The sequence below is a fragment of the Bradyrhizobium sp. A5 genome, from assembly GCF_042076515.1.
Classification (GTDB): domain Bacteria; phylum Pseudomonadota; class Alphaproteobacteria; order Rhizobiales; family Xanthobacteraceae; genus Bradyrhizobium; species Bradyrhizobium cosmicum.
In genome coordinates this window covers 2,508,886-2,523,223 of the sequence record NZ_CP148990.1, presented here as the reverse complement: position 1 = coordinate 2,523,223, position 14,338 = coordinate 2,508,886, and the positions used below count along the sequence as shown (strand labels likewise).

The window sequence follows — 14,338 nt, the reverse complement described above, 5'->3', positions numbered from 1 at the left end:
CAATCTTTCACGCCTGCACCACCTCGTGCCGCATCACGAACGGCGCAAGCAGCGTATGCACCTCGCCGGCGACGACCTCGCGCTGGTCCGCTGGCAGGCCCGCGAGCGTCACGGTGGCGATCGAGCCGTGGCTGCCGTGGGCGCCGACCCTGACCTTGCAATCGATGCCGCGCTCGATGATCGGCGTCAGTACCTTGGTGAAGACGCGCTGGGCCGCGTCCCAGCGCAGCTGCGGCTTGAACACCTTGCCGACGCCGGTCACCGGCATCGGGTCGATCGGAATGACCTGGACCGGGACGGCAGCCCGCTCGGGCGTCCGCTCGCGCACCCACGTCTCAAGCTCGCCCGGCTCGACTTTCGCGCCCGGCTTCAACTGCACATAGCCCACCGGCAGTTCGCCGGCATAGGCGTCCGGCTGACCGACCACGGCGGCGAATCCGACCGCCGGGTGCTGGAACATGATCTCCTCGATCGGCGCCGGATCGATGTTGTGACCGCCGCGGATCACGAGATCCTTGGCGCGGCCGGTGATCCAGAGATAGCCCTCGGCATCAAGACGGCCGAGGTCGCCGGAATTGACCCAGACCTCGTCGACGAAGGCGCCCCTGTTGTGCTCGTCGTTGAGATAGCCGCCGAACACGCCGGGCCCGGCCATGATGACGACGCCGATCTCGTCCGGCTTGCAGTCGCGAATCAGCCGGCCGTCGGCATCGAGCTGCACGATGCGCACGCGCGCGTAAGGCATCGGCAGCCCGACCGAACCGAGCCTGATCGGCCGCGACGGATAGGCCAGCGTGTGCACGCTCGACGTCTCGGTCATGCCGTAGACCTCGACCACCGGCAGCTTGAGCTTCTCCTGGATCGCCGATCCGACCGCGACGGGGATCGCCGAGCCGCCGCCGGCTGCATATTTCAGGCTGGAGATGTCGGCGTTACCAGGCGGCACCGCGAGCGTCGCGGCCAGCACCGTCGGCACGCTCGACAGCGCTTCGGGCTTGAAGCGCTCGACCAGCCCCCAGATGTTCTTCACCGCATTCGGATTGCGCCAGCCGCTCGGCGACAGCACGACCAGCGAGCCGCCGCTCGACAGCGTCAGCAGCACCTGCGTCAGCGAGCCGCCGACGTGAAACAGCGGCATGCCGAACAGCATGTTGGCGCCGGGCTTCGACTTCAGCAGCAGATTGAGCGCCCAGGCCTGATAAACCTGATTGGCGTGGGTGTGCCGCACCAGTTTCGGCGTGCCGGTGGTGCCGCCGGTGTGGAAATAGGCGGAGATGTCGCCGCCCGAAATCTTGCGTCCGCTGACCAGCCGGTCGGACGGCTGCTGCTTGATCAAATCGTTGAAGGCAAAGACTCCCTGCGCCGGATCGCCGCCGCCGAACACCTGCACGATCGCCTTGAGGTGTTTCAACTGCGGACGGATCTGCTCGACCTTCTGCCAGATGTCGGTGCCCGGCATCGGCCCGAGCGCCACCAGGATTTTTGTGTTCGCAGCTTCCAGGATCTCGGCGATCTGGTGCGGCTCCAGCAGTGGATTGACGGGATTGGCGATACCCGCGGCTTCCGCACCGAACAGCGTCACGAAGGCGTCGGGCACCAGCGGCAGCATGAAGCTGACGACATCTCCCTTCTCCACGCCGAGGGCGTGAAACATGTTGGCGGCCTGCGTCACGCGCGCGATGAAGTCGCGGTAGGTGACCACGACGGGCTTATCGGCCGGATCGGCATTTTGCAGGAATTGGATCGCCGCGCCGTCGGGGTTGCGCTCGGCACCGAGCCTGATGGCGTCATAGGTGCTCTCGGCCGCGACGCGTTTCGCGTAGGGGACCTGCTCGAAGGCCCGGACCTCTTCCTCCGTCAAAAGCTCCGGATAGTCGTTGCCGATAAGGCGATCGAGCGCGTGGATGCCCGCCATGGAATTCCGTCCTCCCTCAGATGCATTCCCCGCCCCCTGTCTTTTGACATTTTGGTGTGGCGAGGCCTCGACCGATTGGCCGGTCAAGCCAGAGCACAATGATGGATGATTTGGCGTTCGTCCATGGCTGGCCGTGCACGAATCGAGAGGCGGCACGCGAGCACTGTTACTCTCGCGAGGCCTTCATCCGCCCGATCAGCAGATCGGCCACCAGCCTGCCCGACGGCGACATGTTGCGGCCGGCAAGCTGAACCAGCGTCACCTGCGTTGCTTCCAGCCGCTTGTCGCGCAGGGGGACGGCAACCAGCCGGCCCGCCTCGATCGAAGGCATTGCGGTATCACGCGGCAGGAACGTCGCCAGATCCGTGCGCGCGGCCAGTGTCTGGGCAAAGGCCAGCGAGTTCGTCTCGTTGCAGATCTCCAGCCGCACCTTGGCATTGGCGCAGGCACGATCGATCTCCTGCCGGATGCCAAAGGATGGATCAGGCACCACTACGCGGAGGCCGGCCAGCTCCTTGACCGAGCAGCTCTCGCGATGGGCCAGCGAATGTTTCGGCGACACGATCAGGCACAGCGACTGGCGCATGCGCGCAAGCTCGATCAGCTCGCGGCGAGGTGCGCGTCCGAACACCAGCCCGAGATCGACCTCGTTGCGGCTGACCATCTCGGCCACCGCGCGCGAGCCCACCACGGTCATCGAGGTCGAGATGCCGGGATAGTTGGCGGACAGATCGATCACGAAATTGGACAGGAAGTTCGTGACCATGCCTTCGACGGCCGCGAACTTGACCTGGCCGCGGCGCATCGTCTCGAATTCCTGCACCTTGACCCGGATGCCGTCGAGCTGGTGGCGGTTCTCGACTGCGTAGCGATAGAGCAGCCGGCCTGCATCGGTCAGCATCATGCCGCGCGCCCCGCGTTCGAACAGCTTGACCGACAACTCCTCCTCGAGCGCCTGGACCTGCCGGCTGATGGCGCTCGGCGCGATCCGGAGCGCAGTCGCGGCCTGCTTGATCGAACCGCTTTCGGTCACTTCGCGAAAATATCGGATGGCGGCGGACTCGATCACAAGCGGGCCTTCCCTCATGAAACCAGCCAGCCGGCGCTGCCCAACAGGACGGCAGGCGGCTGGCTAGCGTTCCAATTATTCGATCTAAGACCTCTAATTTCAATGCTTTTATTCGAATGGTGGATTTGCCATGCTTGAGCGCAGAGAGACCGCCATGGAGAATTCCTGAGATGAATCAGTCGTGGGTTGCTCGCCGCGTTCGTCGATCCGTTCCGTTGAGCGCCGCTGTGCTGGCGCTCGGAGCGCAATTGTCCGCCGCCTCCGCCGAGGACGTCATCCGCTTCGGCGCGCCGCTGCCGATCACCGGCGCGCTGGCGCCCGAGGCAGTCAAGCAGCAACAGGGCTACGATCTCTGGGCCGAGCAGGCCAACAAGGCCGGCGGCATTTCGGTCGGCGGCAAGAAGTACAAGGTGCAGATCGTCTACACCGACTATCAGTCGAACACGCCGCGCGCGGTGCAGGCCACCGAGCAGATGATCAGCCAGGACAACGTCAACTTCATGTTCGGCGCCTTCGGTTCGGGCGCCGCGAAGGCCGCCAGCACCGTGTCCGAGAAGTACAAGGTGCCGACGCTGGCCGCGACCGCCTCGTCGTCGCAGGTCTACGACCAGGGTTACAAGTACCTGTTCGGGACCTTCACGCCGAACGACACGCTCACCACGCCGCTGACCAAAATCATCAAGACCAAGGTCCCCGACGTGAAGAAGGTCGCGATCCTCGCCCGCAACGACCTGTTTCCGCTCGCGATCGCGCAGGAGATGGAGAAGTCGGCGAAGGCGGAAGGCTACGAGGTCGTCTATTCCGAGAAGTATTCCATCGGCACGCTCGATCACTCCGCCGCCCTGTCGCAGATCAAGTCGCTGGCGCCGCAATGGATCTTCGTCACCGGCTACACCAACGACCTGCTGCTCGTGCGCAAGCAGATGGTCGACCAGCAGATGAAGGCGCCTGTCGTCACGATGATCGCGGGCCCCGCCTATCAGGAATTCATCGATGCACTGGGACCTGCGGCCGAGAACGTCTCCAGCGCTGCGTGGTGGCACCCGGCCGAGCAATATGACGGCAAGGACATCTTCGGCACGACCGCGAATTTCGTGAAGCTGTTCAAGGCCAAGTACAACAGCGAGCCGGATTACGGCCAGGCCTCAGCCGCGCTCTGCGGTGCACTGTTCCAGATCGCGATCGAAAAGGCCGGCTCGCTCGACCGCGACAAGGTCCGCGACGAGCTCGCCAAGCTCGACGTCGTCACGTTCTTCGGTCCCGTGAAGTTCGGCGCCAACGGCCAGATCAACTCGCTCGATCCGCCGGTCTTCCAGATCCAGGGAGGCAAGCCCGTGGTGCTGTTTCCACAGGCTATCAAGCAGGGCGATCTGAAAATCGGCGTGAACTGAGCCGCCCCGACGCTCATGCAAGCCGCCCAGATCCTGATCAACGCACTCGTTCTGGGCTGCCTCTACGCCTGCATCGCGATCGGCTTTTCGCTGGTCTGGGGCGTCCTCAACGTCATCAACCTGATCCACGGCTCTTTCATCGTGCTCGGCGCCTACCTGGCGTTCGGGCTCTACAACGCCCTGCATATCCCGCCCTGGTACGCCGTCATCGTCGCAGCGCCCCTGTTCTTCGTGCTCGGCTATCTGCTGCAGCGCCTGGTTCTCAACCGCGTCATCACGGCGCCCGTGCTGGTGACGCTGACGCTGACCTTCGGCCTCGACCTGATCCTCAACAACGCGATGATCTATGTCTTCAAGGCCGACTATCGCAAGCTGACGCTGACGCCATCGCTGGGGTCGGTCTCGATCTTCGACGTCGTCGTGCCGGTCGACCGCCTGATCGCGACCGCCGCGGCGCTCGCGCTGACCGGCCTGCTCTATCTGCTGCTGCGCCGTTCCAGGATTGGCCGCGCCATCGTCGCGGTGCGGCTCGACCGCGACGCCGCCGTGCTGATGGGTGTCAACGTGCCCTCGATCTACGCCATCGCTTTCGGCCTGGGAGCGGCGCTTGCGGGCTGCGCCGGTGTGCTGATGGCGCTGATCTTCCCGATCTCGCCGCTGACGTCGTCGGCCTATCTCGGCAAGGCCTTCGTGGTCTGCGTGCTCGGCGGCCTCGGCAGCGTCTCAGGCGCGCTCGCCGGCGGGCTGCTGCTGGCGCTGGTCGAGGGCGTGGGATCGACGTTCCTCGGCCCGTCGCACGCGACCACGCTGTCCTTCGTCCTGCTGATCGTCTTCCTGGTGCTGCGGCCGCAAGGCCTGCTCGGCCGGAAGGGTTTTGAATGACCCGGAGCAACATCGCACTGCTGATCCTGATCGCAGCCGTCGCCGCGCTACCGTTGTTTGGCGGCGCCTACGCGCTGCGGCTCGGCACCATCGCCTGTCTCTATGCGGTGCTGGCGCTGTCCTGGAACATCGTCGGCGGGCTCGCCGGCTATCCGTCCTTCGCGACGGCGGCGTTCTTCGGATACGGGGCCTATGCCGCCGGCGTCCTGCTCGGCCACGGATGGCCGCTATGGGCGGCGGTCGCGTTTGCCACGCTAAGCGCACTCGTCGCGGCGGCGGCGCTCGGCGCCGTGCTGCTGCGACTGCGCGGACATTACTTCGCCATCGCCAGCCTGTCGCTGGCCGAAGTGTTGCGCGAGCTCGTCAACAACGCCACCGATCTCACCGGCGGCGGCATGGGCCTCAACATCCCGCTCGCCGCCGCTCCGGCGTCATGGCGGAGGCCACGTTCTTCTTCTTCGCGATGTGGGGCGTGCTGCTGGCAACGGCGCTGATGGCGATCATCGTCGGCGGCTCGAAGCTCGGTTTCGCGCTCGCCTGCATCAGGCAGAACGAGACCGCCTCCAGCATGGTCGGCCTCAATACCACGCTCTACAAGGCCGCCGCCTTCGGCCTGTCGGCCTGTTTCGTCAGCGCGGCCGGCGGCATCTATGCCGCCTGGGTCCATTATATCGATCCGTCCGACGTGTTCGACATCCTGTATTCGGTAAAGCCGATCGTCATGGCGCTGATGGGTGGCCTCGGCTCGCCCCTTGGCGTTGCATGTGGTGCATTCCTCTACCTTGGCCTCGAAGAGGTGGTCTGGCGCAACTACATCCAGATCCATACCGGCGTGCTCGGCCTGCTCATCGTGCTCCTGCTGCTGTTCCTGCCGCATGGATTGAGCTCGCTGCGCCCCGATCGTCTCTGGCGGAGGGCGAAGCATGTCTGAGCTGCTCCGCCTCGAGCGCGTTTCCCGCCACTTCTCGGGCCTGCAGGCGCTGCGCGACGTCACTCTGTCGGTCGCCAGAGGCGAGGTCCTCGGCCTGATCGGCCCGAACGGCGCCGGCAAGACCACGCTGGTCAACACGATCTGCGGCGTCACGCCTGCCAATTCCGGCACCGTGACCTTCGACGGGACCGACATCACGCGCATCAAGACCTATCAGGCCGCCCGCCTGGGCTTGTCGCGCACGTTTCAGATCGTGCAGCCCTTCTCCGAGTTCACCGCGCTCGACAATGTCGCGGCCGCCGCGCTGTTCTCGCAGCCGGGCGCCAGCCTGAAGACGGCACGCGAGGCGGCGCGCGCCCATCTGGCCTTCGTCGGGCTCGAGGCGCAGGCCGCGCAACCGGCCGCCACGCTCACCCTTGCGATGCGCAAGCGGCTCGAGCTCGCCAAGGCGCTCGCGATGAAGCCGAAGCTGCTGTTCCTCGACGAGGTCAATGCCGGCCTCAACAGCGCCGAGGTCGAACGCGCCACCAGGCTGATCCACGAGCTTGCAGCCGGCGGCATCACCATCGTGATGATCGAGCATCTCATGAAGGTCGTGCTCAACGTCTGCACGCGGATCGTGGTCCTGCACAACGGAGCACTCATCGCCGACGGCGCACCACGCGAGGCGATCAGCAATCCCGCGGTGGTCGAAGCCTATCTCGGACAGAAATACGCGCAGCGGAGCGCCGGCCATGGCTAGCTCGCTGATCCTGGAAACCAGGGGGCTTTGCGCCGGCTACGGCGAGATCCAGGTGCTGTGGGGAGTCGACATCACCGTGCGCCGCGGCGAGATCACCGCGCTGATCGGCTCCAACGGCGCCGGCAAGTCCACCCTGATGCGCGTGCTCTCCGGCCTGGTCCCGATGTCCGCAGGCAACTGCTTCTCGGAAGGCCGCGACCTCACCGGCAACAGTGCCGCGGAGATCCTCGGCCACGGCATCGTGCATGTGCCCGAAGGACGGCGGCTGTTCGGCGCCATGAGCGTCGAGGAAAACCTGCTGATGGGCGCCTATCTGCGCAGGGACGGCCGGGCTGCGGTCGCGCGGGATCTCGACCAGGTCTATGCCACCTTCCCCCGGCTGCTTGAACGGCGCCGCCAGGCCGCCGCGACGCTCTCGGGCGGCGAGCAGCAGATGTGCGCCATCGGCCGCGGCCTGATGAGCGCCCCTCTGCTGCTGATGATCGACGAATTGTCGCTCGGGCTTTCGCCGCTGCTGGTCGAACAGCTGGTGGCCGCGCTCCGCGCCCTCAACGCCAAGGGCATGTCGATCCTGCTGGTCGAGCAGGACGTCACCACCGCGCTCGATCTCTGTCACCACGCCTTCGTCATGGACATGGGGCGCATCGTGCGCGAGGGATCGGGCACCGAGCTGCTCGCAGATCCCATCGTGCGCGACGCCTATCTCGGCGTGCTCCAGGAATGAGCAAGCGAATGAGCGCGCCAACCCGTCGTTCCCTTCAGGTCAAAGAGGCATCATGATCAGCACCGTCGAAACACCGAACAGCGGCTACCGTTTCATGCCCGGCGTCAGCCAGTATTCCTGCGGCATCGCCGCCCTGCCGGGCTTCTCGATCGAGCGCGTGCGTTTCGCCGAGCCGGTGCCGCTGAAGGCGGGCTTTGCACGGATCGCGGAAATCCTGAAACAGGCCGGTCGGCCGCTGACGGCGTTCGGCGCCTGCGAATTGCGATCGCCCGCGCCGTTCACCGAGGAAGGCTTCAAGGCCTTCAACGAGATCTACATCAAGACCCTGATCGAATGGGGCATCATGAAGGACGGTGTCAATCCGGTCGCGCGCAGCAATGTCTGTCCCGAGATCGCCCCGCCCGCGGAGCCGAGTTTTCACGCCTTCTCCTTCACCGTGCCGGCCACGGATGCTGCACCATCCTTCGTCGTCGCCGGCAGCGGAGAATCCGTCGAAGGCAAGGCCAACTACCGCGACCACACGGTGCGGCTGGGCGACACCAGCCCTGAGGGCATGCTGGAAAAGGCAAAGTACGTGCTCGGCGAGATGGAGCGCCGGATGAGCGCCTTTGGCGGCAGCTGGCGCGACACCACCGGCGTCCAGGTCTATACCGTGCACGACATCCACCCCTTCCTCGCCAGCGAGTTGGGCCGGCGCGGCGCGGCGCGCCACGGCGTGACCTGGCATTTCAACCGGCCTCCGGTGGTCGGTCTCGACTACGAGATGGACTGCCGCTGCGTCCACAGCGAGCGCGTGATCTAGCGGTTACAGCGCGAGAATCCGGGCCGGCCGCATGCCGCGGCGGGCCGATTGAACCTCCTCACGCCGTTGCGGGACCAAGGACTGGCGGCAGAGTTGCCCGCCAGCGCCCTGCTGCGATACGCGAGGACACGATGCCCCTGCTCCTGCGGGACCGGATGACACGACTGATTGCCGCGCTCGCCATGACGTCGGCGATCATGGCTGCGACGATCGCCATGCCGCGCGCCGCGCTCGCCGGGGACAGCCAGTTCGACAAGATGCGCGCCAGGATCGCTGCCTTCGTCGGCGACAAGATGGAGAAGCTGGGCGGCTCACGCATCGTCTACAAGGTGGACAGCGACGGGCTGCGCGAGAGCGTCATCACGGATTTGCGCGACGACGTCTACAAGACCCTGCGCGAGAGCAGGATCGCCTTCTCCGGGCTTGCGATCCGCGACGGCGGCGTCGAATTGAAGATCGCAGATGCCAAGGGCCGCGAACAGCTCGCACGCAAGCTCGCCTCGGCCGCCGAAGGATTGCCGGCGCATGCGCTCGCCGTGACCGACGGCGGCGACGGGCTGGTCAGGCTCACGCCGACCGATGCCGCATCCGCCGCGCGGCTGCACGATCTCGTCGAGGACGCCATCGCCATGGTCGAGCAACGCCTCAAGGATTCCGGCGTCAAGCTCGCCAGCGTCCAGCCTGACGGGACGGACCGCATCCGCATCTTCGTGCCGGGCGAAATGGAGCCCGAGCGCGTCACCGCGATCTTCGCCAGAAAGGTCAAGGTCAGCTTCCGCCTGGTTGACCTCTCGATGCCGGTCGAGCAGGCGCAATCCGGCACGCCGCCTCCCGGCAGCGAAGTCCTGTTCGGCTTCAAGGACAAGCGCCCTTATCTGGTCGCCACGGACAGCGCGCTCGATGGCGACGACGTCAGCTATGCGGGGCCGGGCTTTGCGAGTGCAACGAATGAGCCGATCGCCTCGTTCCGCTTCAATGGCCACGGCACGCGGCGCTTCGCCCACGTCACCGGGGAAAACATCGGAAAGCCCTTCGCCATCGTGCTCGACGACAAGGTGATCTCGGCTCCGGTGATCCGCGAGCCCATCACCGGGGGTTCCGGCCAGATCTCCGGCAATTTCACCCTGGAGGAGGCCAACAGCGTCGCCATGTTGCTGCGCGCCGGTGCGCTGCCGGGGCACCTCGGCCTTGTCGAGCAGCAGATCGTGCAGCCCGCCGCCAAGCCGTAGGGCGAAGCTCACCCACGCCGCCGCCCCGTCCGGCGCCCAGGTCCATCCACCCCGCCGAAGCCCGTGCCGAGGTCCCCCGAATCAGGGGCGCCCCACGGCCATACGCACAACCAACGGGCAATTGCCGAAATCACCGATCAGGCTAAAATTTGCCTCTTGCGGCATGACGGCCGAACGCTTCATTCAAGCGGTCGTCATTCGATTTCGGCTATACGATACCGATCAGGACTGAAGGCCTTACGCGGGGTTAGTACCATGCCGTCCGGCAACGCAGACATTTCGTCGATCCTCGACCGCATTCTCGACGCGGCGACGGATAACCTCAGGATCGCGAAGATCCTGGTCCAGATGGGCCTCGATCCCAATAACGTCACCTACGACGCGATCTTCAATCGGATGCTGGAGATCTTCGTCCACAACATCACACTCGCCAATCTGTTCGCTACGGTCGGCGCCGGCTTCTTCGTCGCAACCCTGCTGATGCGGACGATGGTGCCGCTGCGCGTCGCCAACATGATCGGCTGCGCCTTCTTCGCCATTTTCGGCGCACTCTCCGCCAATGTCTCGACGTTCGTGCTGTATCTGCTGCTGCTTCCGATCAACGCCGTGCGCCTGCGGCAGATGCTCAAGCTGGTCAAGAAAGCGCGACATGCAGCCGAAGGCGACATGTCGATCGAATGGCTCAAGCCGTTCATGACCGAGCGCAAATATCGCCGCGGCGACACCCTGTTCAGGCTGGGCGATTCGGCCAAGGAAATGCTCCTCACGGTCACCGGCAAATTCCTGGTCAAGGAGATCAACGTCGAGATCGGGCCCGGCGCACTGATGGGAGAGCTCGGCTTCCTGACGCCGGACAACCGGCGCACCGGCACGATCGAATGCATCGAGGACGGCCAGGTGCTGACGATCACCTATGACCGCCTGCTCGAGATCTACTTCCAGGATCCGCAGTTCGGCTATTATTTCCTGGTGCTGACCAGCCAACGCCTGCTGCAGAACATCGATCGCTTGCAGAAGCAGCTCGCGACGGAGCGGACCGCCACCACGAACAGAACTGCATAAACCGGGCGGCCGCTCAGCTCAGCAGCAGCGCCATGCCGGGATCGCCCTTTTCCATCGCACGCCGGTAGGCCGCCCGCGCGCCGATGCGGCCGAGATAATTCACCACATTCGGGCAGCGCGACAGATCGTAGGGCTGGAAGTAGCGCATCGTGGTGAGCGAGAAGCCCATCATGATGTCGGCGGTGGTGAAGGTGTCGCCGGCGAGATATTCGGCATCACGAACGCGCGCGTCGACCAGATCGAAGGCCCGGTCGACGCGCGTCCTGGTCGCGACCAGCATCGGATTGTCCTGCGCAAGCTTCAGCCGGTTCAGGATCATCAACCGGCCCATGCCGGCCTGCAGCGTGCCGTTGGCGAAGTGAAACCAGTACAGGAACTGCGCGAAACCAGGCTGGTCCGGGCCGAGCACGAGCCGGCCGTTGCCGTATTTGGCCATGATGTAATCGACGATGGCGCCGGATTCGGCGAGCAGAAGATCGGCATCCGTGATCACGGGCGCCGCCCCGATCGGATGCAACGCCTTGTACTCGGCCGGCGCCAGCATGGTGACGGGATCGCGCGTGTAGCGCTTCAGCTCATAGGGGATTCCGAGCTCCTCACAGAGCCAGACGATGCGCTCGGATTGCGACTTGCCGAGATGGTGGACGGTGAGCATGGGCGTCTCCTGCGACCCTTCAGTTGGATCAGTCGTGATGCCGCATCATACTCCGTCAGGAAGACCGTCTCTACATCGCCTCGTCCGTCACCATCTGCGCCACGACGCGATCGCGGCGGATGAAGTGGTGCCAGATAGCGGCGATCACGTGAACCGCGATCAGGGCGAGAAGCACATAGGCAAAGAAGATGTGGCGGTCCTCATAGGCGTCCGCTGCGGCACGGTCGGGAGAGGTGAATTGCGGCACGTGAAACAGCCCGAGGAAATCCGAATAGTTGGGCGAGCGGGCGCCGGAATGCGCCCAGCCCAGCATCGCAACCAGGATGACCACGAGATAGAGCGCACCATGGCTGACATGGGCCGCGATCTTCTGCCAGCGCGAGGTCTCGGCCGGCAAGGCGGGCGTCGGATTGACGGCGCGCCAGACCAGGCGCAGCACCGTAAGCAGCAGGATCGCGTAACCGATGTCGGCATGGATCGAGCGGTAGAAGAACTTGTCGGCCCGCGCCGGGATGTGGTTCATCCACCAGCCGAAGCCGATCATGCCGATGATGGCCAGCGCCAAAATCCAGTGCAGCCATCGGGCGACGCTACCCCAGCGGTCACTGGTGTTTCTGATCATGTCGGCTCTCCGGAGTTTTGCGGGCTCGTCCCTGTCCGCACCGCAGCATGGCTGCTGATAGCGGGAACATGCGGCAATCGCGAAATTGAATCGTTCCAAATCGGTCCCGCCGCAAATCCGCCCCAAAAACCGAATGGTAACCATGACGCCCTTAAGGTAGCGACGTGACCAATTCCCCGACCATCCTGGTGTTCGATTCCGGCCTTGGCGGACTCACGGTGCTGCGTGAGGTCGTGGCTGCGCGCCCGGACGCGCATTACGTCTACGTCGCCGACGACGCCTTTTTCCCCTACGGCCACCACAGCGAGGACGAGATCATCGCCCGCGTCGTGCCGCTGATGGGGGAACTGATTGGCACGCATGATCCTGACCTCGCCGTCATCGCCTGCAACACGGCGTCCACCCTGGTCCTATCCCACTTACGCGCCGCTTATTCCCTGCCCTTCGTCGGCACGGTGCCGGCGATCAAGCCGGCCTGCGCGCAATCGAAGACCCGCCGCGTCTCCGTGCTCGGCACCAAGGGCACGGTGAAGCGCGAATATACCAAGGCGCTGATCCGCGATTTCGCGCAGGGCTGCGAGGTGACGCTGGTGGGCTCACCCGAACTCGCCTCGCTCGCCGAACGCGAACTCGGCGGCCATCCGATCAGCGACGGCGACATCCTCGCCGAGCTCGCCCCGTGCTTCGTCGGCGACCCCGCGGATTCCAGTGCGCGCACCGACACGGTGGTGCTCGCCTGCACGCATTATCCGCTGCTGCTCGACCGGCTGAAGCGGCTGGCGCCCTGGCCGGTGGCGTGGATCGACCCGGCGCCGGCCATCGCCCGCCGCGTCTCGGACCTGCTCGGCCCACACGCTGGCGGCAAAGCCCAGTCGGGCGCCGAGATGATCTTCACCTCGAACCGCGCGCATGGCCTCAGCGCCACGCTGACGCCGTTCTTCGGCGGCCGCGCGCCGGCCTGACTTTGCGCCCCGACGGCGTGCTGCTAGGCTTCGCCGTCGTCCTCCCCGCGCAGATCATTCCAGGGTTCATTCCATGCCGGTCCCCGCAACGCCGCTCAACCGACTCCGCCAATTGTGGAGCGAGGGGCGCCCCGCCTTCGGCGCGATCGCGACCATCCCGAGCGTGCAGTTGGTCCAGATCATGGCGCGTTCGCTCGACTGGATCATCGTCGACCTCGAGCACGGGCCGATCGGGTTGACCGAAGCGCACGCGATGATCGCCGCCACCACGGGCACGCCATGCACGCCGCTGGTGCGGGTTGCCGCGAACGAGCCGTGGCTTGCGAAAGCGCCGATGGACATCGGCGCCTTCGGCATCAACTTCCCGATGATCACCAATCGCGCCGATGCCGAGAAGGCGGTGCGCAGCGTGCGCTATCCGCCGCGCGGCGACCGTCTGTGGGGTCCCTTCCACGCGCCGTTCCGGTGGGGCCAGTCGATGCCGGACTACATGGCCAGCGCCGACGACGAGATGATCTGCATGATCACCATCGAGCATGTCGACGCCGTCGACCGCATCGACGAGATCATGGCCACGCCCGGCATCGACGTCGCGGTGATCGGCCCCGGCGATCTCGCCACCTCCATCAACAAGCGCGGACAGATGGACGATCCGGAATTGCTGGAGCTGGTCGCGCGCGCGGAAGCCGGCATCCTCAGAAGCGGTGTGCCGATCGGCGGCGTCGCCCGCACCGCCGACCAGGCGAACGCCCTGGTCGATCGCGGCTACCGTGCCATTGCGCTCGGCTTCGACTGGTCACTGTTCCAGCGCGGCATCATGGCGGCGTTCGAGGGCATCAGGCGCTGAACAGGCCGATTGCCACCTTGCCGGGAACGACTGCGCTGCTAGGGTCGGCCGTTCCAGGGAGGAAACAATGTTCAAAAAGACTTTGCTCGCTCTTGCCTTTACCGGCCTCGCCGTTGCCGCGTTCGCCCAGCAGACCGGCATCAAGCGTACTCCGCTCCAGAAGGTCGAATTTCCGGACGGCTACAACACCATCACCGCCATCGCGGAAGTCCCGGCGGGCGGTGCGGCCGGACGCCATACCCATCCGGGCATCGAGACCGGCTACGTGCTCGAAGGCGAACTCAATCTCCTCGTCGACGGGCAGCCGGAAAAAACCCTGAAAGCCGGCGATTCCTACCAGATCCCCGCAGGCGTCGTGCATGACGCCAAGGCCCACGGCGATAAGGCTATGAAAGTGCTTGGAGTTTACGTCGTCGACAAAACCAAGCCGCTGGCCTCGCCAGCACCCTGATGCGGCGAACCGACCGGCCCCAAGCGGGTTGGTTTCATGCTAGAGCGAGCGGCG

16 protein-coding genes are annotated in these 14,338 nt (G+C 65.4%); 12 read left to right on the top strand and 4 right to left on the bottom strand.

Annotated features, from left to right (window positions below):
- Nucleotides 1-7 precede the first annotated feature (7 nt).
- Both WHZ77_RS11950 and WHZ77_RS11945 read right to left on the bottom strand, forming a co-directional pair.
- Nucleotides 8-1,915, bottom strand: a complete 1,908-nt coding sequence (locus WHZ77_RS11950) for an acyl-CoA synthetase (protein WP_375313843.1) — start codon at nucleotides 1,913-1,915, stop codon at nucleotides 8-10.
- 166 nt (nucleotides 1,916-2,081) lie between these two features.
- Nucleotides 2,082-2,984, bottom strand: coding sequence for a LysR family transcriptional regulator (locus tag WHZ77_RS11945; protein ID WP_375313842.1), 903 nt, complete (start codon nucleotides 2,982-2,984; stop codon nucleotides 2,082-2,084).
- Between the two features lie 170 nt (nucleotides 2,985-3,154).
- Between WHZ77_RS11945 and WHZ77_RS11940 the strand changes: the two genes are divergently transcribed.
- The 9 genes from WHZ77_RS11940 (at nucleotide 3,155) to WHZ77_RS11900 (ending at nucleotide 10,747) form a co-directional block, all read left to right on the top strand.
- Entirely contained in the window at nucleotides 3,155-4,375 is a 1,221-nt protein-coding gene (locus WHZ77_RS11940) for an amino acid ABC transporter substrate-binding protein (protein WP_375313841.1), read from the top strand.
- Between the two features lie 15 nt (nucleotides 4,376-4,390).
- Entirely contained in the window at nucleotides 4,391-5,257 is an 867-nt protein-coding gene (locus WHZ77_RS11935; RefSeq protein ID WP_375313840.1) for a branched-chain amino acid ABC transporter permease, read from the top strand.
- On the top strand, nucleotides 5,254-5,751 hold the full coding sequence (locus WHZ77_RS11930; RefSeq protein WP_375313839.1) for a hypothetical protein: 498 nt from the start codon (nucleotides 5,254-5,256) through the stop codon (nucleotides 5,749-5,751). Before WHZ77_RS11935 ends, WHZ77_RS11930 begins: the two co-directional genes overlap by 4 nt.
- Entirely contained in the window at nucleotides 5,691-6,188 is a 498-nt protein-coding gene (locus tag WHZ77_RS11925; RefSeq protein WP_375313838.1) for a branched-chain amino acid ABC transporter permease, read from the top strand. Before WHZ77_RS11930 ends, WHZ77_RS11925 begins: the two co-directional genes overlap by 61 nt.
- Entirely contained in the window at nucleotides 6,181-6,930 is a 750-nt protein-coding gene (locus tag WHZ77_RS11920; protein ID WP_375313837.1) for an ABC transporter ATP-binding protein, read from the top strand. Before WHZ77_RS11925 ends, WHZ77_RS11920 begins: the two co-directional genes overlap by 8 nt.
- A complete protein-coding gene (locus WHZ77_RS11915; protein WP_375313836.1) occupies nucleotides 6,923-7,654 on the top strand; it encodes an ABC transporter ATP-binding protein in 732 nt (243 codons plus the stop codon). The genes WHZ77_RS11920 and WHZ77_RS11915 overlap by 8 nt, the downstream gene beginning before the upstream one ends.
- Nucleotides 7,655-7,706: 52 nt before the next feature.
- The gene (locus WHZ77_RS11910) at nucleotides 7,707-8,456 is read left to right on the top strand and encodes a hypothetical protein (RefSeq protein ID WP_375313835.1); all 750 of its coding nucleotides are present in this window, start codon (nucleotides 7,707-7,709) and stop codon (nucleotides 8,454-8,456) included.
- A 131-nt stretch (nucleotides 8,457-8,587) separates the two neighbouring features.
- A complete protein-coding gene (locus WHZ77_RS11905; protein WP_375313834.1) occupies nucleotides 8,588-9,685 on the top strand; it encodes a preprotein translocase subunit SecD in 1,098 nt (365 codons plus the stop codon).
- Between the two features lie 255 nt (nucleotides 9,686-9,940).
- Nucleotides 9,941-10,747 carry a Crp/Fnr family transcriptional regulator gene (locus WHZ77_RS11900; protein WP_375313833.1) on the top strand — a complete coding sequence of 269 codons (807 nt, stop codon included), beginning with the start codon at nucleotides 9,941-9,943 and terminating at the stop codon, nucleotides 10,745-10,747.
- 13 nt (nucleotides 10,748-10,760) lie between these two features.
- On the opposite strand, the gene WHZ77_RS11895 is transcribed toward WHZ77_RS11900, so the two are convergent.
- Complete coding sequence (locus tag WHZ77_RS11895) at nucleotides 10,761-11,402, bottom strand: glutathione S-transferase family protein (RefSeq protein WP_375313832.1); 642 nt, start codon at nucleotides 11,400-11,402, stop codon at nucleotides 10,761-10,763.
- A gap of 70 nt (nucleotides 11,403-11,472) precedes the next feature.
- Nucleotides 11,473-12,024, bottom strand: a complete 552-nt coding sequence (locus WHZ77_RS11890) for a cytochrome b (protein WP_375313831.1) — start codon at nucleotides 12,022-12,024, stop codon at nucleotides 11,473-11,475.
- Between the two features lie 164 nt (nucleotides 12,025-12,188).
- On the opposite strand from WHZ77_RS11890, the gene murI reads away from it, so the two are divergent.
- The 3 genes from murI (at nucleotide 12,189) to WHZ77_RS11875 (ending at nucleotide 14,284) form a co-directional block, all read left to right on the top strand.
- Nucleotides 12,189-12,986 (top strand): glutamate racemase, encoded by a 798-nt coding sequence (gene murI, locus WHZ77_RS11885; RefSeq protein ID WP_375313830.1) that lies wholly within the window; start codon nucleotides 12,189-12,191, stop codon nucleotides 12,984-12,986.
- Between the two features lie 73 nt (nucleotides 12,987-13,059).
- Entirely contained in the window at nucleotides 13,060-13,833 is a 774-nt protein-coding gene (locus tag WHZ77_RS11880) for an HpcH/HpaI aldolase/citrate lyase family protein (protein WP_375313829.1), read from the top strand.
- A gap of 67 nt (nucleotides 13,834-13,900) precedes the next feature.
- A complete protein-coding gene (locus WHZ77_RS11875) occupies nucleotides 13,901-14,284 on the top strand; it encodes a cupin domain-containing protein (RefSeq protein ID WP_375313828.1) in 384 nt (127 codons plus the stop codon).
- Nucleotides 14,285-14,338 lie beyond the last annotated feature (54 nt).